This is a genomic window from Sphingomonas astragali, from assembly GCF_051400615.1.
GTDB lineage: Bacteria > Pseudomonadota > Alphaproteobacteria > Sphingomonadales > Sphingomonadaceae > Sphingomonas.
The window spans coordinates 586,192-606,761 of the sequence record NZ_JBLFFH010000002.1; the positions used below are offsets into that span (position 1 = coordinate 586,192).

The window sequence follows — 20,570 nt, forward strand, 5'->3', positions numbered from 1 at the left end:
CTGGTGCGGGCGAAGGGAGTCGAACCCCCACATCTTTCGATACCAGGACCTAAACCTGGCGCGTCTACCAGTTCCGCCACGCCCGCATACGGGACACCGCCGGTGTGCGCGCGGCTCTATAGCAAAGGCGCGCGCGGGCGCAACCACGGCGGTCGGGCAAACGTTGGATCGGCGAAGGAGACGCCCGAAATGCCCGTCGAACCGCCGATCCCCGGCCCCGATGCCCCGCCCCCGCCCGGACCGCCGCCGGCACCGCAGCCGGGCCAGCCGACCACCCCGCCGCCCGAGACTCCGCCGCAGCCGGCTCCGGGCCGGCCCGACGCGCCGCCGCCGGAGGTCGACCCGCCCGGGCCCGATATCGACGTGCCGACGCCGGGCAGCGATCCCGGCGTGCCGCCGATCCAGCCGATTGCCTGAAGGAGCAACGTCATGAGCGACCGTGAGCGCGATCCCCACCCCGACAGCCCGCCGGAGAGCGGCCACGACGAGCGCAGCGACATCGAGCAGGCGGTCGAAAGCCGCAGCGACGAACTCAGGCGCCGGGGCGCCGACTCCGATTCGCCGCTGGAGCCGACAGTGTCGCCGGACAGCGCAGGTGGTGCCGGCGGCGAGGTGAAGAACCAGGGGGATGCGGGGCAGTAACGCATAGGGTCCTCCCCGGCACGGGGAGGATCTTGGTCAGATCCGCGCCGAATCCATGATCCTGCGCGCTTCGCCGATCCCTGCGTCGAAATAGTGGATCGCAGGCGCAGCGTAGGTGATGAGGTAGAGCCTGCCGCCGATGATCGCCGCCCGCCCCTCGCCCTTGCGGCGGACCTCCTCGTCCTGGACGACATAATGGTAGGTGAAGCGCACGCCGCTTTGCCCCAGGAAGGTCGCCGGCTCGACCGAATCGACCGCGAACAGCGAGGTCTTGAGGATGATGCGGTGCGATCCCTCGACCAGGCCGACGATCTCCGGCGGCAGCATCCCGGCGCGGAACTTGGGGAGCGGCTCGTCCTTCTTGCGGCGCTCGCGGTAGATCGCCTCGCCGGGCGCGATGCCGGCGAAGAAGGACAGCTCGTTGAGCGACATGCCGTCCTGGGTCCAGCTTTCCCCCTTCTTCGACGGGCGGGCGCTGGCGCGGTTCCAGTCGCCGACCGGCGTCACCTGCATCGTCGCCTTGACGACGCCGACCGGCTGGCCGCCGATCATCCGCTTCCAGCCGGCCTCGGCCGCCACCGGCTGCATCGCGATCGCGACGGCGAGCGCCGCCTTCGTCCATGTCCGCCCAATCCGCATCGTCACACGCCCCCTGCCAGCGCGGCCATCATCGCGCGGTCGCCCGCGTCCGGCTTCATCGTCACATAGTGCCTGAGCATCGCCTGCCCCTCCGCGGTCGCGCCGGTGCGGAGCAGCGCGAGGCCGAGCCCGCGCCGCGCCTCGGGCAGCGTCGAGCCCGCGGCGAGCGCCTGGCGGTAGAAATCCGCCGCCTTGGCCATGTCCGCATCGGTGCCGCGCGAGCGGTAGAGCTCGCCGCGCGCATAGAGCAGGTCGGCGGTCCAGCCGCCGCCTTGCGCCAGCTCGTTCAGCAGGAATTCGGTCGCGCCGAAGTCGTTGAGCTTGATCTGGTCGTCGATCAGCGCCGGCCACCAGGGCGCGAGCGCGGCGCGGTACTCGGCCTCGCCGGCGCGGTCGCCGGGCAGCGCCCTGGCCGCCGCCGCGAGATAGGCGACGCGCGCGGCGCTGTTGGGGTGGGTGGCGAAGAAGCCGCCGTTCTTGTCCTTCTTCGATTTGCGCCGGCGCTCGGCGGCGGTGGCGTCCTGCTCGGCGCGCAGCTGGCTCCAGATTCTCGGCGCCTCGCCTGGAGCGTAGCCGGCGGCGGACATCGCCTTCAGGCCCAGCACGTCCGCCTCCTGCTCCATCTCGCGGCTGTTGGCGAAATAGCCGCCGAGCTGGCCGACCTGGCCCAGCAGGCCGATCCCGTAGGGGAGGAAGGACAGCCAGGCCATGGCGTCGGTCCTGGCGCGGGCGTCGCGGAAGCCGCGGAGCTGATGGCGCTGCTCGAAATGGGCGAACTCGTGGCCCAACACCGCGGCGAGCTGCGCCTCATTCTGCGTCCGCAGGAGCAGGCCGGTCCACACCTGCATCATGCCGTTCGGGGCCATGTTGGCGTTGAAGAAGGGCGTGCGCACGATGTAGATGCGCGCGGCGCGGCACTTGTCGTCGCCGACGGTGCGGCAGAGCACGCCCCTGACATAGGCGTTGAGCGCTGCATCGCGCACCACGAAGTTCGAGGTCTTGAGCTCGCGCTCGGCCTCCTCGACCTCCATCCACAGGCCGCGCTCGTCGGTGCCCTGCGGCTGGTAGCCGTCGATGGTGGGGGCGGTGGCGGCGTCGCCCGTGTGGACCTGGGCCTGGACCGGCGGGGCGAGGAGCGCGGTGGCGACTACAAGACCGGCCCACCGCCTCCTCCCCGTTCGCCCCGAGCTCGTCGAAGGGCCACCGTGCCGCGAGCGAATCGCTTGGGACTTTCGCCCTTCGATAAGCTCGGGGCGAACGGGAGCGGGGAGAATTGTCACCTCACTTCGCCGCCGTCACCGCGGGCTGGGCCCCCGCCCGCCCCGGGAAATCCTCGAGAAGCTGTGCGACACGCTTCGTCGCACCGTCCGCCTCGCGCACGTCGCCGCCCATCCTGAGGTCGGCATTGATCCAGACCAGCTCGCCGGTCCTGAGGTCGACCAGCCCCGCATAGCCGATGTGAACGCCGGCCTGCTGAACGATACAGAAGCCGACCAGGCACCCCAGGAAGCCCGCCGCCTGCGCCGCCTTGCGACCCGCCGAGCCGTAGCTGTCGAACATGTAGAGAAAGAGGCCATAGTCGCCGCCGCCGATCTCGCCGAGGCGCGCGATGCCGGGGCCGAGCGTCCAGTTGAAGTCGGCGCGCTTGGTGGGCAGGCGGTTGCCGGCGAACAGCTTGTGCTGGACCACCGCGTCGACCACGGCGCGGAACAGTGCGCGATAGTCGGCGAACAGAGCGCCGTCCTCGCCCTCCGGCTCGGGCATCGGCTTGATCTCGGCGCCTTCGGTCATCGGGCTATGGTCGAGCGCGTCGGCGATGTTCCTGCGCGCCGCCTGGGTCCAGTCGGCATTGGGCTCGTTGAGGCCGCCGGTCGACTGCTCGCCGACGCGCACGTCCGGCCGGAACACCAGGATGCGGACCGGTCCGTCCTTCGGGAAAGCGAAATCCTGCCTGGAGGCCGAAGCCTCGGTCCCGAACTGGGCGTGCGCCGGCATCGCCGGAACGCCGGCAAGCGCGACCAATGCCGCGAGCACGTAGCGCCACATGATGACATCCCCTCCACGCCGTTCCCCAACGGCGCGAGACGGCATCCTATCGAGCGGGATGGGATTGCCAAGGGGGATCGTGCGCGGGCCACCAGAACCGTCATCCCGGCTTTCGCCGGGATGACGGTTCTGGCTCAGTCCAGCGCTTTCTTCAGCAGCTCGTTGACCACGCCGGGGTTGGCCTTGCCGCCCATCGCCTTCATCGTCTGGCCGACGAAGAAGCCGAACAGCTGCTGCTTGCCGGCGCGATATTGTTCGAGCTGGCCGGGGTTGTTGACGAGCACGTCGGCGATCACCGCCTCGATCGCTCCGGTGTCCGACGTCTGCTTGAGGCCGCGTTCCTCGACGATTTTCGCCGGATCGTCGCCGGTCTCCAGCATCACCTCGAACACCTGCTTGGCAAGGCTGCCCGACAGCGTGCCGTCGGCGACCAGGGCGAGCAGCTCGGCCGCCTGATTCGGCGACACCGGCGATTCGGCGATGTCCCTGCCGAGGCGGTTGAGGGCGCCGAACAGCTCCGAGGCGACCCAGTTGGAGGCCTGGACGGGCGCGGCGCCCGCCTCCAGCAGCGCGTCGAACCAGCGCGCGGTCTCGACCTCCGCGGTCAGCACGCCGGCGTTGTAGGGGGTGATCCCCAGCCCCTCGTAGCGCGCGCGCTTGGCGTCGGGCAGCTCGGGGAGGCTGGCGCGGCATTCCTCGAGGAACGCGTCCTCGAGCTCGAGCGGCAGCAGATCCGGATCGGGGAAGTAGCGATAGTCGTGCGCGTCCTCCTTGGAACGCATCGACCGCGTCGTGCCGGTGTCCGGATTGAACAGCCGCGTCTCCTGTACGATCCTGCCGCCCGCCTCGAGCACGTCGACCTGGCGCATCGCCTCATGCTCGATCGCCTGCATGACGAAGCGGACCGAGTTGACGTTCTTGGTCTCGGTGCGGATGCCGAACGGTTCACCGGGCCTGCGGACCGACACATTGACGTCGGCGCGCATCGAACCCTCTTCCATATTGCCGTCGCAGCTGCCCACGTATCTCAGAATCGATCTGAGTTTACGCAGGTAGGCTCCCGCTTCAGCAGGAGAACGCATGTCCGGCCGGCTGACGATCTCCATCAGCGCGACGCCCGAGCGGTTGAGGTCGACATAGCTGCGGGTCGGGTGCTGGTCGTGCATCAGCTTGCCGGCGTCCTGCTCGACGTGGATGCGCTCGACGCCGACGGTCTTGGTCGCGTCGTCGACCTCGATCTCGATCGCGCCCTCGCCGATCAGCGGGTGGTAGAGCTGGCTGATCTGATAGCCCTGCGGCAGGTCGGCGTAGAAATAGTTCTTGCGGTCGAAACGAGACCATCTGTTGATCTTCGCCTCGATCGCCATGCCGGTGCGCACCGCCTGGCGGATGCACTCCCTGTTGGGAACCGGCAGCATTCCCGGCATCGCCGCGTCGACCAGGCTGACCTGGGTATTGGGCTCGGCGCCGAAGGCGGTCGAGGCGCCCGAGAACAGCTTGGCGTTGGAGGTGACCTGGGCGTGGACCTCCAGCCCGATCACGACCTCCCACTCACCGGTGGCCCCCTGGATGCGATATTCTGCAGACATGCCGTCCCCATATGGCGTCGACGGATCGTTGGAAAGCCCGGTCCCGCGGCCTTGCCCTATGGAGATCCGTCCGAATGCACCAAGGAGAGCATCCTTACCACCAGGCTTCCGGCCGGGCGGTGAAGCCGGCGCGCTGCTCGATCGCGAGACCGGCGTCGAGCACGCCCTGCTCGTCGAGCGGCTTGCCGATGATCTGGAGGCCGAGCGGCAGGCCGGCGGCGTCGAGGCCGCCCGGCACGCTCATCGCCGGCAGGCCGGCGAGGCTCGACGGCACGGTGAAGACGTCGTTCAGATACATCGCGATCGGATCGGCGCTCTTCTCGCCCAGCGCGAAGGCGGCCGAGGGCGCGGTGGGGGTCAGCAGCAGGTCGCAGCTTTCCCAGACCTGCTCGAAATCGCGCGCGATCAAGGTGCGGACCTTCTGCGCCTGGGTGTAATAGGCGTCGTAGAAGCCGGCCGAGAGCACATAGGTGCCGATCATGATGCGACGCTTGACCTCGTCGCCGAAACCGGCCGCACGGGTCGCCGCATACATGTCCTGCAGGCCAGCGCCGTCGGGCAGCTCGCGCTGGCCATAGCGTACGCCGTCGTAGCGGGCGAGGTTCGACGACGCCTCCGCCGGCGCGATGATGTAATAGGCCGGCAGCGCGTATTTGGTATGGGGCAGCGATACCTCGACCACCTCGGCGCCGGCATCCTTCAGCCAGTCGATGCCCTGCTGCCACAGCGCCTCGATCTCGGCGGGCATCCCGTCGACCCGATACTCCCTGGGAATACCGATCCGCTTGCCCTTGAGATCACTCGACAATCCCGCTTCCCAGCGTGGCACGTCGAGCTCGAGCGAAGTCGCGTCCTTGGGATCGAAGCCGGCCATCGCCTCCAGCAGGATCGCGCAGTCGCGCACGTCGCGCGCCATCGGGCCGGCCTGGTCGAGCGACGAGGCGAAGGCGATCACGCCCCAGCGCGAGCAGCGGCCATAGGTCGGCTTGATGCCCGAGATGCCGGTGAACGCCGCCGGCTGGCGGATCGAGCCGCCGGTATCGGTGCCGGTCGCGCCCGGGCACAGCCGCGCCGCGATCGCCGCCGAACTGCCGCCCGAGGAACCGCCCGGTGCGAGCGGGGCGTTGCCGCCGTCGCTGCGGCGCCAGGGCGAGACGACGTTGCCGAAATAGCTCGTCTCGTTGGACGAGCCCATCGCGAACTGGTCCATGTTGAGCTTGCCGAGCATCCCCGCGCCCGCGCGCCAGAGATTGCCCGACACGGTCGATTCGTAGGTCGGCGTGAAGCCTTCGAGGATGTGGCTGGCCGCGGTCGCCGGCACGCCGGCGGTGCAGAACAGGTCCTTCATGCCGATCGGCACGCCGGCCAACGGCTTCGGTTCCTCCCCTGCTGCACGTGCATCGTCGGCGGCCTTGGCGGCGGCGAGCGCGTGATCGGGGGTCTCCACCAGGAAGGCGTTGAGCGCCTTGGCCGCGCCGACGCGGGCGATGAAGGCATCGGCCACCTCGCGCGCGGAGAAGTCGCCTGCGCGGACGCCGTCGCGGATGGCGGCGACGCCGAGATCGGTGAGCTCGGCCATTATTCGATCACCTTCGGCACGGTGAAGAAGCCATGCTCGGCCTGAGGCGCGTTCGCCAGCACCTGGTCGCGCACGCCGCCGTCGGTGACGACGTCGTCGCGCAGGCGCAGGTGGTTGGGGATGACGGCGGTCATCGGCTGCACGGACGAGGTGTCGACCTCGCCCAGCTGCTCGATCCAGCCGAGGATGTTGGCAAGCTCGGGAGCGAGGCGTTCGGCCTCCTCCTCGGTGATCGCGATGCGCGCCAGGCTCGCGACCTTCTTCACGGTGGCAATGTCGATGGACATGGGGAGCGCGGCTAGCACCCGCCCCCGCCGCAGCGCAACCTCGGATGCGCACCGGCGATTGCGCAATGAGCAACCATGAGGCACGGCGGTTGCGATTGCAGCTTTCATTAATATGCTGCACTGCACAATGGAGTCACCGGGGTGGCCAGGAAATTCCTCTATGTCATCGCAGGACTGATCGTGCTCGCCATCGCCGCCACCTTTGCCTATCGCCTGTTCGGCGTGCAGCTGCTCCGGCAGGCGATGGTGCCGGGCACGTCGTTCCAGGCGCAGCCGGCGATGGCGCGGGGCATCTATGCCCGGCGCGACATGTGGATCGCGCGACCCGACCTGCCGGGCAATCCCGCGCTGTGGACGCCGGCCGGCATGGCGCCTGCCAAAAACCCGCCGGCGGCGGTGTTCTTCATCCATCCGACCTCGTACCTCGACCGGGCGCGCTGGAACGCGCCGCTCGACAATAAGGAGGCGAACGATCGTGCCGCGCTGTTCCTGCGGGGTCAGGCGAGCGCGTTCAACGGCGTCGGCGGCATCTGGGCGCCGCGCTATCGCCAGGCGACGTTCGGAGCCTTCTTGACCAACCAGGCGGATGCCGGGAGGGCGCTGGACCTCGCCTATCGCGACGTGACGCTGGCGTTCGACCGGTTCCTGGAGGAAGCGGGCGACCGGCCGATCATCCTGGCGGGGCACAGCCAGGGGGCGCTCCACCTGACGCGGCTGCTGCACGAGCGCATCGCCGGGACGCCGCTCGCGAAACGGATCGTCGCGGCCTATGTCGTCGGCTGGCCGGTGTCGCGTACCGCCGACCTGCCGGCGCTCGGGCTGCCGGAGTGCGCCGCGGCCGACCAGACGGGCTGCATCCTGTCGTGGCAGAGCTTCGCCGAGCCCGCCGATCCGTCGCTGATCGTCGATACCTTCGATGCAACCGACGGCTTCACCGGGGCGCCGCGCAAGAGCACGCCGATGGTCTGCACCAATCCGCTGACCGGCACGCCGGACGCGGCGGCGCCGGCGGGCGCCAACCTCGGTACGCTGTTCCCCAATGCCGATCTCAGCGGTGCCTCGCTGCAACAGGGCAAGGTGCCGGCGCGGTGCGACGGGCGCGGGTTCCTGCTGATCGGGAGCGGGCCGGACGTGGGGCCCTATGTGCTGCCGGGGAACAATTACCACGTGTTCGACTACAGCCTGTTCTGGGCGAACGTGCGCGCGGATGCGGAGCGGCGGCTGAAGGCGTTCCAGGCGGGGAAATAGTCCGGCATGACGGTGAGGCATGATCACTACGAACCCTCAAGAATTCCGCGCGGCCCTCCCCGACGGAGGACGACTGCTCGGCCTCGACGTCGGCACGAGGACGATCGGCACGGCGCTGTGCGACGCGGGCTGGAGCTTCGCCTCCCCTGCCCCACTGATCCGGCGCACCAGGTTCACCGCGGACAAGGCGGCGCTGACGGCGATGCTGGCGCCTCAGGCGGTGAAGGGGGTGGTGATCGGCCTCCCGCTCAACCTCGACGGCAGCGATTCCCCACGCACGCAGTCGACGCGCGCCTTTGCCCGGAACGTCGAGGATTGGGGCCTGCCCATCCTCTTGTGGGACGAGCGCTGGTCGACCGTCGCGGTCGAGCGGACGATGATCGAACAGGATCTTTCCCGGGCCAAGCGGGCCGAGCGTGTCGACAGCCTCGCTGCCGCGCACATCCTGCAGGCGGCGATCGATGCCCTGGTGAACGTCTAAGCAGATTGCGCGGAAACCTGACCCATCACCGGCACCCCGGACTTGTTCCGGGGTCCACCGGGCAACCAAGGGCTGTTTTCGAAGGTCAAGCTGGACCCTCAGCGCCAGTCTTCGTGGAGGCGTGGATGCCGGAACAAGTCCGGCATGGGTTTGTTGCAGGCCGCCCTAGACGAGCTTGAGGACGATCGCGCGGAGCAGCGAACGGTCGATCGGCGTGTCGAAGCGGCAACCCATCATCGCGCCGTCGCGCCACACCACGCGCGCGGCGACGGGAGCGCTGCCGTCGAGGCTGAGCCGGACCGACGCGCCGGGCTTGCGCGGGCGATCGCCCTCGATGCGGCAGCCGTAGATCGAAAGGTCGCGCAGGATCGCATCGCATGGCTGACCCATCACGCGATGGAGGCTGACCCATGAAACCGGTGTCGGCACGCGAGGCGCGGCACGCCGTTCGACCGGCGTGGGTTGATCCGTCATGTGCACTGCATTGGAAGCCATGCTCTTCTCCCGCCGCACTGTGCTGCGCCAATGGTAAACGGCTGGTTAATGGCCGCGGGGCTCGCCTGCGTTCCACCCGATAATATCGCAGCGATCGCCAGGCAGCGAATCGACTGGTCAATAGCCGATCTTCAATTATATCGCCACCACAACGACCGGCCTTGGGGAGGTGCCGACAATGCATGCGATGAGCATCACCGAAGTTTTCCTAATCGCGATGCTGATCATCTTCACGCTGCCTTATCTCGTCTGGCGCGTGCTGCGCACCGATTATTATGCGCCGCTGGTGGTGGTTCAGATCATCGGCGGCATCCTCCTGGGGCCCGGAGTGCTCGGGGCGGCCTTTCCTTCCTATTACGCCTCTGTCTTCACGCCGCAGGTGATCACTGCGCTCAACGGCATCGCCTGGTGGGCGGTGATGATGTTCGTATGGATCGCCGGCATCGAGCTGGACCTGCACCTGGCATGGGTCAAACGGAAGGAGACCGGGATCACCGCCGCCTGCGCCCTGTTGGTGCCGCTGCTGCTCGGCGGCGCGGCGGCGGCGCTGCTGCTGCGTTCGGACGGGTGGATGGGGCCGAACGGCAACTGGTGGCAGACCACGCTCGGCATCGGCATGGCGTGTGCTGTCACCGCCCTTCCCATCCTCATCCTGCTCATGGAGAACCTCGCGATCCTGCGCGAGCCGCTCGGGCAGCGGATGCTGCGCTACGCCAGCCTGGACGACGTCGCGATCTGGGGCGTGCTCGCGCTGATCCTGCTCGACTGGGAGCGGATCGGGCGGCAGGCGGCGTTCCTGATCGCCTTCGTTCCCGCCGCGATCGGTGCGCGGGCCCTGCTGAAACGCGTGCCGGTGCGCGATCGCTGGCACATCGGGCTGGTATGGCTCGCGCTGAGCGGGTTCGTCGCCGACTGGGCGGGGCTGCATTACATGGTGGGCGCGTTCCTGGCCGGCGCGGTGCTCGATGCAGAGATGTTCGGGCAGGAGGCGATGGACCGGTTCCGTCACACCGTCCTGCTGACGATGATGCCGGTATTCTTCCTGTCGACGGGGCTGCGCACCACCTGGGAGGTCGGCGGGTTGGCGGTGTTCGGAGCGGCGGCACTGCTGCTGGCCGCATCGGTAATCGGCAAGCTCGCCGGCGTGCAGATCGCCGGGCGCATCCTCGGCTGGGGCAAGGGCGAGGCGTGGGTGATCGGCTGGCTCTTGCAGACCAAGGCGCTGATCATGATCATCTTCGTCAACGTGCTGCTCGACAAGGGGATCATCGCCAGCACCACCTTCACCGCGCTGCTGCTGATGGCGGTAGCGAGCACGATGCTGACGGTCCCGATCGTGGCGCCGCGCCTGCGCCGCGCCCCCGAGCTGATCGCCAAGGCGTGAGGCTTGCCGGGCGCCGGCCCAGGCGCTAGCGGTCGGCTTTAATGCCAGCATCCGATCACCGACCCGCCGCGCTCCTCAAGGGGCGCGAGGCGTTTCCGCACAGGCATCTCGTCGGCATCGCCGGCCTCCAGCCGCACGAGATCATGTTCCTGCTCGACGAGGCCGAGCAGTGGATCGACGCCAACCGCACCCGCGCCAAGGGCGACGGGCGGCTGGCGGGGCTCACCCAGATCAACGCCTTCTTCGAGAACTCGACGCGCACGCTTTTGTCGTTCGAGATCGCGGGCAAGCGATTGGGCGCCGACGTCGTCAACATGCACGCCGCCCAGTCCAGCGTGAAGAAGGGCGAGACGCTGATCGACACCGCGGTGACGCTCAACGCGATGCGCGCCGACGTGATCGTGATCCGGCACATGAGCTCGGGCGCGGTGCAGCTGATCGCCGACAAGGTCGACTGCCCGGTGCTCAACGCGGGCGACGGGCGGCACGAGCATCCCACGCAGGCGCTGCTCGACGCGCTGACGATCCGGCGGCGGCGCGGGCGCGTGGAGGGGCAGCGGGTGGTGATCTGCGGCGACGTGCTCCACAGCCGCGTCGCGCGGTCGAACATCCTGGCGCTGACGGCGCTGGCGGCGGAGGTGCGGGTGTGTGCGCCCTCGACGCTGATGCCGCCAGCGATCGAGGCGTTCGGCGTCGCGCCCTTCACCGACTTCGACGCCGCGCTGGAGAGGGCCGACGTGGTGATGATGCTGCGCGTCCAGAACGAACGGATGTCGGGCGGCTTCATCCCCTCGACGCGCGAGTTCCATGCCCGCTACGGCCTCACGCCCGAGCGGCTGGCACGCGCCAAGCCCGATGCGCTGGTGATGCATCCGGGGCCGATGAACCGCGGGGTCGAGATCGCCTCCAGCGTCGCAGACCATCCCAGCCGCTCGGCGATCACCGAGCAGGTCGAGATGGGGGTGGCGGTGCGCATGGCCTGCCTCGACGTGCTGACCCGGGCCGAGCGCGGCGTGGAGGGCTGGGCATGAGCCGGATCGCCTTCACCAACGCCCGCATCGTCTGCCCGGCGACCGGCATCCGTCATGGCACGCTTCTGATCGAGAGCGAGACGATCGTCGCCGGCGAGGACGTACCCGCCGACGCGGCCGTGATCGACTGTGCCGGCAGGACGCTGGCGCCCGGCATCGTCGATCTCGGCGCCTTCGCCGTCGACAAGGCGGCGTGCCGCGACGGCGGCGTGGTCCGCGTCGCGCTGATGCCCGACCAGTCGCCGGTGCTCGACGATCCGGGCATCGTCCGCCGCGCCGCGACAATGGGCAAGCCGGAGCTGTGGGTCCATCCGCTCGGCGCCGCGACCAGGGGGCTGGCCGGCACCGACCTCGCCGAGATGGCGATCAACGCCTCGGCCGGCGCGCGCGCGGTGGCGACGGGGCGGCGCTGGATCGCCGATTCGGGGTTGATGCGCAAGGTGCTCGCCTATGCGCGTGACTGCGGCCTGGCGGTGATCAGCCACGCCGAGGATGCGAACCTCACCGGCGATGCGGTCGCCACCGACGGGCTGACCGCGACCCTGCTCGGCCTTCCCTCCGCGCCCGCGATCGCCGAGGCATTGGCGATCTCGCGCGACCTGATGCTGGCCGAGGAGACCGGCGCGCGGCTTCATTTCCGGCAGGTCACGACGGCGGCGGGCTTCGACCTGATCCGCGCGGCCAAGCGGCGCGGCGTCGCCGTCACCTGCGGCATCACGCCGGCGCACCTGCTGCTGTCGGATATCGCGGTCAGCGACTTCCGGAGCTTCGCGCACCTGTCGCCGCCGCTCCGGAGCGAGGCGGATCGCCAGGCGTGTCTGGCCGCGCTCAGGGACGGGGCGATCGACGTGCTCGCGTCCGGCGACGATCCGCGCGGACCCGAGGAGAAGCGCCTGCCCTTCGCCGATTCGGCGCCCGGCGCGGCGGGCACGCGCACCCTGCTCGCGCTGGCGCTCGGCCTCGCGCGCGATGCGGTGATGCCGCCGGACCGGCTGTTCGCGCTGCTCGCCGCCAATCCGGCAAGGGTGCTGGGGCTGGAGACGGGCACGCTGGAGCCCGGCCGCCCCGCCGACCTGATCCTGTTCGACCCGGATACGCCATGGCAGATCGACGCCGAGGCGATCGGCAACACGCCGTTCGACGGCCTGCCGGTGCAAGGCCGGGTGCTCCGGATGTTCAAGGGCGGGAAGGAAATCCTGGCCTAGAGGCGCGACTTAGCCCCTCCCCTTCAGGGGTGGGGCAGTGCGGCAGGCCGTTTTGCTCGCGGATAGCCTCCACCCCAACCCCTCCCCTGAAGGGGAGGGGCTTAATGAGGTTCAGCGCGCGGCCATCTGCACGCCGCCGCCGTGGCGGGGCCTGGACCAGCTCGCGATCGTCTCGCCTACCGTGCCGCGCACGAAACAGCGGCCGCCGATACGCTTGATGTCGGCGCAGAGCCGCACCGCGTCGGCGCGCGTGAAGCCGCCGACCGAGAGGCGGTAAAAGCTGGCGCCGTTCACCGTCGCCTGCATCCCGTGCGGCTGCAACGACGAGAGTGCGGCGATGCGACGGCCCAGTCCACCCCACTTCTCCCGGGCGACGGCGGCATTCTCATAGGCGCCGAGCTGAACGAAATAGCTGCCCGCGGCGGGAACGAAGGACCTCGCCGGCCTGGCCCTGGCGACGACCGTCGGCTTCGGCGCCGCCGTGGCATGCAATCGCTCGGCCGACGCGACCGGGATCGCCTGGACAATCTCCTGATGCGGCGCGAACGAGATGCCGACCGCGGGAGCGGACGTGGCGCCCTCGCTCGCCGGCGGTGCGGCAGAAGCCTCTGCGGCGACCTTGGGCGCCTCGCCCGTGCCCGGCATGTAGGCGTCGACCGGATCGACCACCTGCGCGACCGCGGCCACAGCGCGCGAGGTCACGCCGAGGGCAAGCTGCCGCGGCTGGCCGGCGTCCTCGACCGGCGTCACCCCGAGCAGCGCGGCGACCTGGTCGGACGCCGAGCTCGGGCGCGCGAAGGCGGCCCATTGCACGATGCGCTTGTCGACCTCGGCCGGCGACACGTCGAGCGCGGCGACGGTCTTGGCGTCGCTCCAGCGGCCGGCGAGCGCGAGGCTGAGCGCGAGGTTCTGGCGGGTCTTGGCGTCCGCCTCCGGCCCGCGCGCGGCCGGGATCAGTATCTCGACCGCGCCGACCGGGTCGCCGGCCAGCGCCAGCGCGAGGCCGCGGTCGGCCGGAGTGATGCTGCCCTGATGCGCATCGAGTGTCTCGCGCGCCCCACCCCAGTCGCCGGTGCCGATCTGCGCCAGCGCGAGATGCAGCGCCGCGGCGCCGTCGGCGGGATCGAGCGCCAGCGCGTCCTTGAGCGCCTCGCCGGCCGAGACGAAGCGGCCCGCCATCAGATAGGCCTGTCCCAACAGCGTTCGATAGCCCGCCTCGCGCGGCTGCAGCGCGACCGCGGCCTCCGCCGCCGTCACCGCCTGCGCGGCCTTGTGCCTGGCCAGCGCCTTGGACGCGATCTGGGCCTGCTCGGCGGCGCGGCGCGGGGCGCCGGTGTCGCTCGCGGCGGTGACGGCGATGCTGCCGGCGAGCGTCACCCCGGCGAGCGCGGCGGCGATGGTGATGCGGAACGTCATGCTACCCTCTCAGGCCTTATCGGGGCGGGAGAGCTGGCCGACCAGCGGCTCGACCTCCGGAAGCGAAGCGATGAAGGCGTCGAGCGCCTCGGTGACCAGCGCCTGCGCGGAGCGGTTGCGGCACGCCGAGGCGAGGCGGAGGCGCAGGTGGCGCTCAGGGTCGAGACGCAGCGTGAACGCCGCCTTGGGCTTGCCGGCGCGGACCTCGCGCTGGATGCGCGCGGCGGTCGCGATCGAGACGGGGCGGACCTCCTGCTCGGCGCGGACGGCCGGCGCGGGCGCCGGCTCGGCGACGGGTTCGTCGAACTCCCGGCGGAGCGCCCGGCGCTCGACCAGCACCGGCGGCACCGGCGCCTCGGCGGGCGGCTCGATCGAGGAGAGCAGCGGCTGCACCGGCGCGGGCGCGGGGAGTTCCGGCACGTCGCCCATGTCGTTCCAGCCGAGGTCCTCCAGGCTGAGCCCGGTGCCGTGGAAGCCCTGCGGCCGCATCGCCGGCCGCGCCTGCCCCTTGCGCGCGAGCAGCCCCGAGGAGAGCGAGGCCAGCGGCTTGCTGTTTCCGATCGCAGCCATGTCAGCTCACCACCCGGCGGCCGAAGCCGCCCTGAGGCCGCGCCGCGGGGAAGCCACCGACGCCCTGGGTCGGCGCGGCGAACACGGTGCGGCGGAAATTCTTCTCGAGCCGGTCGGAGACATAGGTCCACAGCGCCTCGACCTCGGCGGCGGAGCGGCCCTGCGGGTCCACCTCCATCACGGTGCGGCCGTCGATCATCGACGCGGCGAAATCGGTGCGGTGGTGCAGCGTCACCGGCGCGACGGTGCCGTGTTGCGACAGCGCGACCGCGGCCTCGCTGGTGATGCGCGCCTTGGGCGTCGCGCCGTTGACGACGAAGATCAGCGGCTTGCCGGCGCGGTCGCACAGGTCGACGGTGGCGCCGACCGCACGCAGGTCGTGCGGGCTGGGACGGGTCGGGACGACCACCAGCTCGGCGACCGCGATGACGCTCTGGATCGCCATCGTGATCGCCGGCGGCGTGTCGATGACGGCGAGGCGGAAGCCCTGCTGGCGCAACACCTCCAGATCGGCGGCGAGCCGCGCGACCGTGGTCTGGGCGAAGGCCGGGAAATCCGTATCCCGCTCGTTCCACCAGTCGGAAAGCGACCCCTGCGGGTCGATGTCGATCAGCACGACGGGGCCTGCGCCCGCCATCTGCGCCTGCACGGCGAGATGTCCGGAAAGCGTCGTCTTTCCGGACCCACCCTTCTGCGATGCCATCGCGAGTACGCGCATTGCCACCCCTGAGCCCACCTGTTCCTGGATGCCGGCAGTGCCATGCGGTCCGATAAGAACCGGTTAATGCGCCGGAGGCGATTTCCGGCGGCGTGTGGTTAAGAGAAGCTTTGCCAATTGCGGGGCAAAGGGCATTATCCCTTGAGCCAGGAGACGCGGGCGATGAGACATGCATGGTTGGGTGCGGCGGTGCTGGCCGCCGGTCTGGCGGTGCCGGCGGCCGCCGACGTGAAGGCGGGCGTCGAGGCCTGGTCGCGCGGCGAGTACCGGAAGGCGGTCGAGGAATGGCGCGGCCCGGCGCTGGCCGGCGATCCCGACGCCCAGTTCAACCTGGGACAGGCCTACAAGCTCGGGCGCGGCGTGCCGGTCGATCTGGCGATGGCGGAGGAATGGTACCGCAAGGCCGCGCAGCAGGGCCATCTCCAGGCGCAGGACAATTACGGGCTCGCGCTGTTCCAGAACAACAAGCGCGACCAGGCGCTGCCGTGGCTGGAGAAATCTGCGGGGCGCGGCGAACCGCGGGCGCAATATGTGCTCGGCACCATGTACTTCAACGGCGACTCGGTGAAGCGCGACTGGGTGAAGGCCTATGCGCTGGTGACGCGCGCATCGGCCGCCGGGCTGCCGCAGGCGTCGAGCGCGCTGGCGCAGATGGACGCCGCCATCAGCCTCGCCGACCGCCAGCGCGGCACCGAGCTGGCGCGGCAATATGAGGCGCAGGCCCGGCGCGCGCAGACCACCAGCGAGCTTGCCGCGAGCGAGGACCGGCCCGTCCGCCCGATCGCGTCCGCGCCGGTGCCGCCGTCGCGGACGCCGGAGCGCGTCGCGGCGAACGATAGCCGCCGGGCGAGCCCGCCGCCGCCACCGCCGCAGCGGCGGGACGAGCCCCACCCCTCCCCTGCCCCGCGCGCCGACGGTGGCTGGCGGGCGCAGCTCGGCAGCTTCCGCGAGACCGGCAATGCGCACGGCCTGCTTGCCACGCTCCAGCGCAAGGGTGCGGTCGGCGGGCTCACGCCCTATTTCGTGAAGGCGGGTCCCTTGACCAAGCTCCAGGTCGGCCCTTTCGCCAGCAGCGCCGCCGCCGCCCAGGCCTGCGGCACCATTAGGCGCGCCGGCAGCGAGTGCGTGCCGGTGCGGAAGTAACGGCTCAGGCCTTCAGCGTGTCGTAGACGACCACCTTGCGCCACAGGTGGCTGCACCGGGCGACGAATTGCTGATGGATAGGATGATCCTGGTAGATCTTCTGGTCGGCGACGCTGTCGAAGAACATCAGCTCCGACACGTCGTAGCTGGCATCGACCACGTCGCGCGCTTCGGTCGGCGCGGGAACGCCGATATGGAGCCCACGGATGACCTCGATACCCGCAAGCGTCCGCAATCCCGCAATCAGCTGCTCGCGATCCTCGGCGGAACCGGGATTCTTCAGCCAGAACAGGACATGATGGATCAGCGTCGTGGAAATAGGCGTTGCAGCCGCCACGCCGAGGCCCGCCGCGGCGGCTGCGCCGCCCGCCGCTATCACCGTCATAACGCTCCTGCGATCGGTTTCCATTGCATCCATCTTCCCGCTGTCTTCCCAGGTTAGGGTGAAGCGCCGCCGGCGACAATCCTAATCCTCTACCCAATCCCGCCGGCCGATCCCCTGCGCCCACAGCAGCGCCGTCAGGTCGCCATGGTCGATCCGGGCCCCGGCGGCTGCCGCGACGATCGGCTTGGCGCGATAGGCGACGCCCAGGCCCGCCCTGCGGATCATCGCGAGGTCATTGGCGCCATCGCCGACAGCCAGCGTCGCCTCGGGCGCGAGGCCGCGCTCGGCGATCGCGTTCACGAGCGCCGTTTCCTTGGTCGAGGAATCGACGATCGGCTTCTCAACCGTGCCGGCGAGTCTGCCCTCGGCGATGACGAGCCGGTTGGCGATGGCGCGATCGAAGCCTATCTCGACCGCCACCGGATCGGCGAAGCGGGTGAAGCCGCCCGACACCAGCACGGTCCAGGCGCCCCGCGCACGCATCGTGCGAACCAGCGCCCTGGCGCCCGGCATGATCCGCACCCGCTCGGCGAGGCAGCGGTCGATCGTGCCCTCGTCAAGCCCCTCGAGCAGCGCCACGCGCGCATCGAGCGCCTGGGCGAAATCGAGCTCGCCGCGCATCGCCCGCTCGGTCACCTCGGCGATCCGAGGCTTGATGCCGGCATAGTCGGCGAGTTCGTCGATGCATTCGACGGTGATCATCGTCGAGTCCATGTCGGCGACCAGCAGCGCCTTGGCCCTGCCCTCCGCCGGCTGCACCACCACGTCGGTCGCGGCAAAGGCGCCCTCCAGCGCACCGCGGGCGATTTCCGGGTTGTGCGCGAACGGAAGGTCGGCGGCATCGCCCTCGTCCAGCCATCGCCACGTCTCCGGCGCGCAGCCGGCGACGGCGAGCCGATCGGCTGCTTCCGACAAATCTCCCGCCGAAAGCTTTCCGGCTGCTATCAACGTCGCAATGAACACGCCTGACCTCCCGCTGCTGGCGCTCATCGCAGGACCGACCGCGAGCGGCAAGTCGGCGCTCGCGCTGACGCTGGCCGAGCGGCATCGCGGCACGCTGATCAACGCCGATGCCAGCCAGGTCTATGCCGACCTGCGTATCCTCTCCGCCCGCCCGAGCGTAGAGGAGGAGGCCCGCGCGCCGCATCGGCTGTTCGGCCATGTCGACGGCGCCGATCTCGGCTATTCCGCCGCGCGCTGGGCGGAGGAGGCGAAGGCGGCGATCGACGAGACGATCGCGGAGGGGCGGCTGCCGATCCTCGTCGGCGGCACGGGCCTTTATCTACGCACATTGCTCGACGGCATCGCGCCGGTGCCGGAGATCGATCCGGGCATCCGTTCCGAGGTCCGCGCGCTGCCGGTCGCCGAGGCCCATGCCGCGCTCGCCGAAGCCGATCCCGCCGCCGCCGCGCGTCTCCGGCCCACCGATACGACACGCGTCGCCCGCGCGCTGGAGGTGGTCCGCTCGACCGGCCGGCCGCTCGCGGCCTGGCAGGCGGAGCGGGGCGTCGGGATTGCCGGCGATTACCGCCTCATCCCGCTCGTCCTGCTTCCCGATCGCGCATGGCTGGTGGCGCGCTGCGATGCGCGATTCGAAACGATGATGGATCAGGGCGCGGTCGAGGAGGTGGAGGCGCTGCTCGCCCGCGGCCTGCCCGAAACCGCGCCGGCGCGCCGGGCGATCGGCGTGCGCGAGATCGGCGGTTGGCTGGCCGGGCTTTCGACGCGCGAAGAAGCGGTGGCTCGCGCCCAGGCGGCGACGCGGCAATATGCCAAGCGGCAATATACCTGGTTCCGCCACCAGCCGCCGGTCGGCTGGCGCCGGACCGACGAGACAGAAACATCCATCATTCTGGAAGAATTTGAAATAAGATTACCATGATAAGCGTTGACACGCAGTTTTACTGCTACTAGCAGGCCGCCTCCACCCGGTGCTATGCACCTTCCGAAGAAAGGACCGAACCGTGGCAGAGAAAAGCGGAGCCGATATCCTGGTCGAGGCGCTCGGCGATCTCGGCGTGGAGGTCGTGTTCGGCTATCCGGGCGGGGCGGTCCTTCCGATCTACGACGCGTTGTTCCAGCAGAAGAAGATCCGGCACATCCTCGTCCGCCACGAGCAGGCGGCGACCCACGCCGCCGAAGGCTATGCGCGCTCGACCGGCAGGCCGGGCGTGGTGCTGGTGACATCGGGGCCGGGCGCGACCAACGCGGTCACCGGCATCACCGACGCGCTGATGGATTCGATCCCGATGGTGGTGATCACCGGCCAGGTGCCGACCGCACTGATCGGCACCGACGCCTTCCAGGAGGCGGACACCGTCGGCATCACGCGGCACTGCACCAAGCACAATTATCTGGTGAAGGATCCGGCGACGCTGGGGGCGACGATCCATGAGGCGTTCCACATCGCTACGTCCGGCCGTCCCGGCCCGGTGGTGGTCGACATCCCCAAGGACGTCCAGGTCGCGACCGCACGCTACGCGAGGCCCGGCCCGATCCAGCACAAGACCTATCGCCCGCAGGTGAAGCCCGATCTCGCCGCGATCGAGACGGCGGTCGACATGCTCGCCGCCGCCGAGCGGCCGGTGCTCTACACCGGCGGCGGGGTGATCAACGCCGGGCCGGCGGCGTCGCAGATGCTGCGCGAGCTGGCGAAGATCACCGGTGCGCCGGTCACCTCGACGCTGATGGGGCTCGGCGCCCTCCCCGCCTCCAGCCCGCAGTGGCTCGGGATGCTGGGGATGCACGGCACCTATGAGGCGAACTGGGCGATGAATCAGGCCGACCTCGTCATCGCGATCGGCGCTAGGTTCGACGACCGCGTGACGGGCCGGCTCGATGCGTTCAGCCCGAACAGCCGCAAGGTCCATATCGACATCGACCGATCCTCGGTGAACAAGACGGTGCGGATCGACCTGGCCGTGATCGCCGACGCCGGCCATGCGCTGGAGGCGATGGTCAAGCTGTGGAAGGCGCGCCAGCACCCCAAGCCCGACCTCGGCGAATGGTGGGCGCGGATCGACGGCTGGCGCGCGGCCAAGTGCCTCGATTTCGTCGAGAGCGGCGAGGCGATCATGCCGCAGCGTGCGATCCGTGCGCTCTACGAGGCGACGAAGGATCGGGCCCCGATCATCTCGACCGAGGTCGGCCAGCACCAGATGTGGGCGGCGCAGCACTTCGGATTCGAGGCGCCGAACAAGTGGCTCACCTCGGGCGGGCTCGGCACGATGGGCTACGGCCTGCCCGCCGCGATCGGCGCGCAGCTTGGCAACCCCAATGCGCTGGTGATCGACATCGCCGGCGAGGCCTCGATCCAGATGAACATCCAGGAGCTGGCGACCGCGACCCAGTATCGCCTGCCGGTCAAGGTGTTCATCCTCAACAACGAATATATGGGCATGGTCCGCCAGTGGCAGGAGCTGACCTACCAGTCACGCTATTCGGAGAGCTACTCCGACGCACTGCCCGACTTCGTGAAGCTGGCCGAAGCCTATGGCTGGAAGGGCATCCGCATCGAGAACCGCGGGGAGTTGGACGACGGCATCGCCGCGATGCTGGCCCATGACGGGCCGGTGATGGTCGACTGCCGCGTGGCGAAGCTCGCGAACTGCTTCCCGATGATCCCCTCGGGCGCCGCCCATACCGAAATGCTCCTCCAGGCCGCCGAGGTTTCCGGCGAAATGGACGACGAAGCCAAGGCGCTGGTCTGACC

At 69.8% G+C, this 20,570-nt stretch carries 22 protein-coding genes and 1 tRNA gene; 10 read left to right on the plus strand and 13 right to left on the minus strand.

Features of this window, described 5'->3' with window-relative positions; all coding sequences use genetic code 11:
* Position 1 precedes the first annotated feature (1 nt).
* Positions 2-86, minus strand: a tRNA-Leu gene (locus ACMGER_RS11045).
* 103 nt (positions 87-189) lie between these two features.
* Between ACMGER_RS11045 and ACMGER_RS11050 the strand changes: the two genes are divergently transcribed.
* Together ACMGER_RS11050 and ACMGER_RS11055 are read left to right on the plus strand one after the other, a co-directional pair.
* Positions 190-417, plus strand: coding sequence for a hypothetical protein (locus ACMGER_RS11050; protein WP_436812195.1), 228 nt, complete (start codon positions 190-192; stop codon positions 415-417).
* Between the two features lie 12 nt (positions 418-429).
* Positions 430-642 (plus strand): hypothetical protein, encoded by a 213-nt coding sequence (locus ACMGER_RS11055; RefSeq protein WP_436812196.1) that lies wholly within the window; start codon positions 430-432, stop codon positions 640-642.
* 36 nt (positions 643-678) lie between these two features.
* Here the strand turns inward: ACMGER_RS11055 and ACMGER_RS11060 are convergent, their stop codons facing one another.
* From ACMGER_RS11060 to gatC, 6 genes are all read right to left on the minus strand, one after another.
* Positions 679-1,287 carry a hypothetical protein gene (locus tag ACMGER_RS11060; RefSeq protein WP_436812197.1) on the minus strand — a complete coding sequence of 203 codons (609 nt, stop codon included), beginning with the start codon at positions 1,285-1,287 and terminating at the stop codon, positions 679-681.
* Entirely contained in the window at positions 1,284-2,312 is a 1,029-nt protein-coding gene (locus tag ACMGER_RS11065) for a M48 family metallopeptidase (RefSeq protein ID WP_436812198.1), read from the minus strand. The genes ACMGER_RS11060 and ACMGER_RS11065 overlap by 4 nt, the downstream gene beginning before the upstream one ends.
* A gap of 250 nt (positions 2,313-2,562) precedes the next feature.
* Entirely contained in the window at positions 2,563-3,327 is a 765-nt protein-coding gene (locus ACMGER_RS11070; RefSeq protein WP_436812199.1) for a hypothetical protein, read from the minus strand.
* 134 nt (positions 3,328-3,461) lie between these two features.
* Positions 3,462-4,916, minus strand: coding sequence for an Asp-tRNA(Asn)/Glu-tRNA(Gln) amidotransferase subunit GatB (gene gatB / locus ACMGER_RS11075; protein ID WP_436812200.1), 1,455 nt, complete (start codon positions 4,914-4,916; stop codon positions 3,462-3,464).
* A 94-nt stretch (positions 4,917-5,010) separates the two neighbouring features.
* Positions 5,011-6,495, minus strand: a complete 1,485-nt coding sequence (gene gatA / locus ACMGER_RS11080) for an Asp-tRNA(Asn)/Glu-tRNA(Gln) amidotransferase subunit GatA (RefSeq protein WP_436812201.1) — start codon at positions 6,493-6,495, stop codon at positions 5,011-5,013.
* Positions 6,495-6,782: an Asp-tRNA(Asn)/Glu-tRNA(Gln) amidotransferase subunit GatC gene (gene gatC, locus ACMGER_RS11085; protein WP_436812202.1), complete on the minus strand. Its 288-nt coding sequence runs from the start codon at positions 6,780-6,782 to the stop codon at positions 6,495-6,497. The genes gatA and gatC overlap by 1 nt, the downstream gene beginning before the upstream one ends.
* Positions 6,783-6,923: 141 nt before the next feature.
* Between gatC and ACMGER_RS11090 the strand changes: the two genes are divergently transcribed.
* Together ACMGER_RS11090 and ruvX are read left to right on the plus strand one after the other, a co-directional pair.
* Positions 6,924-8,030 carry a DUF3089 domain-containing protein gene (locus ACMGER_RS11090; RefSeq protein ID WP_436812203.1) on the plus strand — a complete coding sequence of 369 codons (1,107 nt, stop codon included), beginning with the start codon at positions 6,924-6,926 and terminating at the stop codon, positions 8,028-8,030.
* 19 nt (positions 8,031-8,049) lie between these two features.
* The gene (gene ruvX / locus ACMGER_RS11095) at positions 8,050-8,511 is read left to right on the plus strand and encodes a Holliday junction resolvase RuvX (protein WP_436812204.1); all 462 of its coding nucleotides are present in this window, start codon (positions 8,050-8,052) and stop codon (positions 8,509-8,511) included.
* 165 nt (positions 8,512-8,676) lie between these two features.
* On the opposite strand, the gene ACMGER_RS11100 is transcribed toward ruvX, so the two are convergent.
* Complete coding sequence (locus ACMGER_RS11100) at positions 8,677-8,985, minus strand: PilZ domain-containing protein (protein WP_436812205.1); 309 nt, start codon at positions 8,983-8,985, stop codon at positions 8,677-8,679.
* 208 nt (positions 8,986-9,193) lie between these two features.
* Here ACMGER_RS11100 and ACMGER_RS11105 point away from each other — a divergent pair, with 208 nt between their 5' ends.
* The 3 genes from ACMGER_RS11105 to ACMGER_RS11115 are packed head-to-tail and all read left to right on the plus strand — an operon-like array spanning position 9,194 to position 12,626.
* Positions 9,194-10,390: a cation:proton antiporter gene (locus ACMGER_RS11105; RefSeq protein WP_436812866.1), complete on the plus strand. Its 1,197-nt coding sequence runs from the start codon at positions 9,194-9,196 to the stop codon at positions 10,388-10,390.
* A 41-nt stretch (positions 10,391-10,431) separates the two neighbouring features.
* On the plus strand, positions 10,432-11,421 hold the full coding sequence (locus tag ACMGER_RS11110) for an aspartate carbamoyltransferase catalytic subunit (RefSeq protein ID WP_436812206.1): 990 nt from the start codon (positions 10,432-10,434) through the stop codon (positions 11,419-11,421).
* A complete protein-coding gene (locus ACMGER_RS11115; protein WP_436812207.1) occupies positions 11,418-12,626 on the plus strand; it encodes a dihydroorotase in 1,209 nt (402 codons plus the stop codon). Before ACMGER_RS11110 ends, ACMGER_RS11115 begins: the two co-directional genes overlap by 4 nt.
* 111 nt (positions 12,627-12,737) lie before the next feature.
* On the opposite strand, the gene ACMGER_RS11120 is transcribed toward ACMGER_RS11115, so the two are convergent.
* From ACMGER_RS11120 to ACMGER_RS11130, 3 genes are read right to left on the minus strand one after another with little or no spacing between them, the layout of a single operon-like run.
* Positions 12,738-14,042: an SPOR domain-containing protein gene (locus ACMGER_RS11120; RefSeq protein WP_436812208.1), complete on the minus strand. Its 1,305-nt coding sequence runs from the start codon at positions 14,040-14,042 to the stop codon at positions 12,738-12,740.
* A 9-nt stretch (positions 14,043-14,051) separates the two neighbouring features.
* Positions 14,052-14,612: a hypothetical protein gene (locus ACMGER_RS11125; RefSeq protein ID WP_436812209.1), complete on the minus strand. Its 561-nt coding sequence runs from the start codon at positions 14,610-14,612 to the stop codon at positions 14,052-14,054.
* A gap of 1 nt (position 14,613) precedes the next feature.
* A complete protein-coding gene (locus tag ACMGER_RS11130; protein ID WP_436812210.1) occupies positions 14,614-15,330 on the minus strand; it encodes an AAA family ATPase in 717 nt (238 codons plus the stop codon).
* Positions 15,331-15,492: 162 nt separating this feature from the next.
* On the opposite strand from ACMGER_RS11130, the gene ACMGER_RS11135 reads away from it, so the two are divergent.
* Positions 15,493-16,473 (plus strand): SPOR domain-containing protein, encoded by a 981-nt coding sequence (locus tag ACMGER_RS11135; protein ID WP_436812211.1) that lies wholly within the window; start codon positions 15,493-15,495, stop codon positions 16,471-16,473.
* A gap of 4 nt (positions 16,474-16,477) precedes the next feature.
* On the opposite strand, the gene ACMGER_RS11140 is transcribed toward ACMGER_RS11135, so the two are convergent.
* Both ACMGER_RS11140 and serB read right to left on the minus strand, forming a co-directional pair.
* Positions 16,478-16,882, minus strand: a complete 405-nt coding sequence (locus ACMGER_RS11140; RefSeq protein WP_436812212.1) for a Dabb family protein — start codon at positions 16,880-16,882, stop codon at positions 16,478-16,480.
* 57 nt (positions 16,883-16,939) lie between these two features.
* Positions 16,940-17,821, minus strand: coding sequence for a phosphoserine phosphatase SerB (serB, locus tag ACMGER_RS11145; RefSeq protein ID WP_436812213.1), 882 nt, complete (start codon positions 17,819-17,821; stop codon positions 16,940-16,942).
* Between serB and miaA the strand changes: the two genes are divergently transcribed.
* Both miaA and ACMGER_RS11155 read left to right on the plus strand, forming a co-directional pair.
* Positions 17,814-18,740 carry a tRNA (adenosine(37)-N6)-dimethylallyltransferase MiaA gene (gene miaA, locus ACMGER_RS11150; protein WP_436812214.1) on the plus strand — a complete coding sequence of 309 codons (927 nt, stop codon included), beginning with the start codon at positions 17,814-17,816 and terminating at the stop codon, positions 18,738-18,740. The genes serB and miaA overlap by 8 nt on opposite strands.
* Before the next feature lie 82 nt (positions 18,741-18,822).
* Positions 18,823-20,568: an acetolactate synthase 3 large subunit gene (locus ACMGER_RS11155; RefSeq protein WP_436812215.1), complete on the plus strand. Its 1,746-nt coding sequence runs from the start codon at positions 18,823-18,825 to the stop codon at positions 20,566-20,568.
* Positions 20,569-20,570: the final 2 nt, after the last annotated feature.

Bases quoted from the DNA above. Each gene is read 5' to 3' on its own strand.
- ACMGER_RS11050 (WP_436812195.1), top strand. From the start codon at position 190: ATGCCCGTCGAACCGCCGATCCCCGGCCCCGATGCCCCGCCCCCGCCC.
- ACMGER_RS11055 (WP_436812196.1), top strand. From the start codon at position 430: ATGAGCGACCGTGAGCGCGATCCCCACCCCGACAGCCCGCCGGAGAGC.
- ACMGER_RS11065 (WP_436812198.1), bottom strand. From the start codon at position 2,312: ATGGAGGTCGAGGAGGCCGAGCGCGAGCTCAAGACCTCGAACTTCGTG.
- ACMGER_RS11070 (WP_436812199.1), bottom strand. From the start codon at position 3,327: ATGTGGCGCTACGTGCTCGCGGCATTGGTCGCGCTTGCCGGCGTTCCG.
- gatB (WP_436812200.1), bottom strand. From the start codon at position 4,916: ATGTCTGCAGAATATCGCATCCAGGGGGCCACCGGTGAGTGGGAGGTC.
- gatA (WP_436812201.1), bottom strand. From the start codon at position 6,495: ATGGCCGAGCTCACCGATCTCGGCGTCGCCGCCATCCGCGACGGCGTC.
- gatC (WP_436812202.1), bottom strand. From the start codon at position 6,782: ATGTCCATCGACATTGCCACCGTGAAGAAGGTCGCGAGCCTGGCGCGC.
- ruvX (WP_436812204.1), top strand. From the start codon at position 8,050: ATGATCACTACGAACCCTCAAGAATTCCGCGCGGCCCTCCCCGACGGA.
- ACMGER_RS11100 (WP_436812205.1), bottom strand. From the start codon at position 8,985: ATGACGGATCAACCCACGCCGGTCGAACGGCGTGCCGCGCCTCGCGTG.
- ACMGER_RS11105 (WP_436812866.1), top strand. From the start codon at position 9,194: ATGAGCATCACCGAAGTTTTCCTAATCGCGATGCTGATCATCTTCACG.
- ACMGER_RS11110 (WP_436812206.1), top strand. From the start codon at position 10,432: ATGCCAGCATCCGATCACCGACCCGCCGCGCTCCTCAAGGGGCGCGAG.
- ACMGER_RS11115 (WP_436812207.1), top strand. From the start codon at position 11,418: ATGAGCCGGATCGCCTTCACCAACGCCCGCATCGTCTGCCCGGCGACC.
- ACMGER_RS11120 (WP_436812208.1), bottom strand. From the start codon at position 14,042: ATGACGTTCCGCATCACCATCGCCGCCGCGCTCGCCGGGGTGACGCTC.
- ACMGER_RS11125 (WP_436812209.1), bottom strand. From the start codon at position 14,612: ATGGCTGCGATCGGAAACAGCAAGCCGCTGGCCTCGCTCTCCTCGGGG.
- ACMGER_RS11130 (WP_436812210.1), bottom strand. From the start codon at position 15,330: ATGCGCGTACTCGCGATGGCATCGCAGAAGGGTGGGTCCGGAAAGACG.
- ACMGER_RS11135 (WP_436812211.1), top strand. From the start codon at position 15,493: ATGAGACATGCATGGTTGGGTGCGGCGGTGCTGGCCGCCGGTCTGGCG.
- ACMGER_RS11140 (WP_436812212.1), bottom strand. From the start codon at position 16,882: ATGGAAACCGATCGCAGGAGCGTTATGACGGTGATAGCGGCGGGCGGC.
- miaA (WP_436812214.1), top strand. From the start codon at position 17,814: ATGAACACGCCTGACCTCCCGCTGCTGGCGCTCATCGCAGGACCGACC.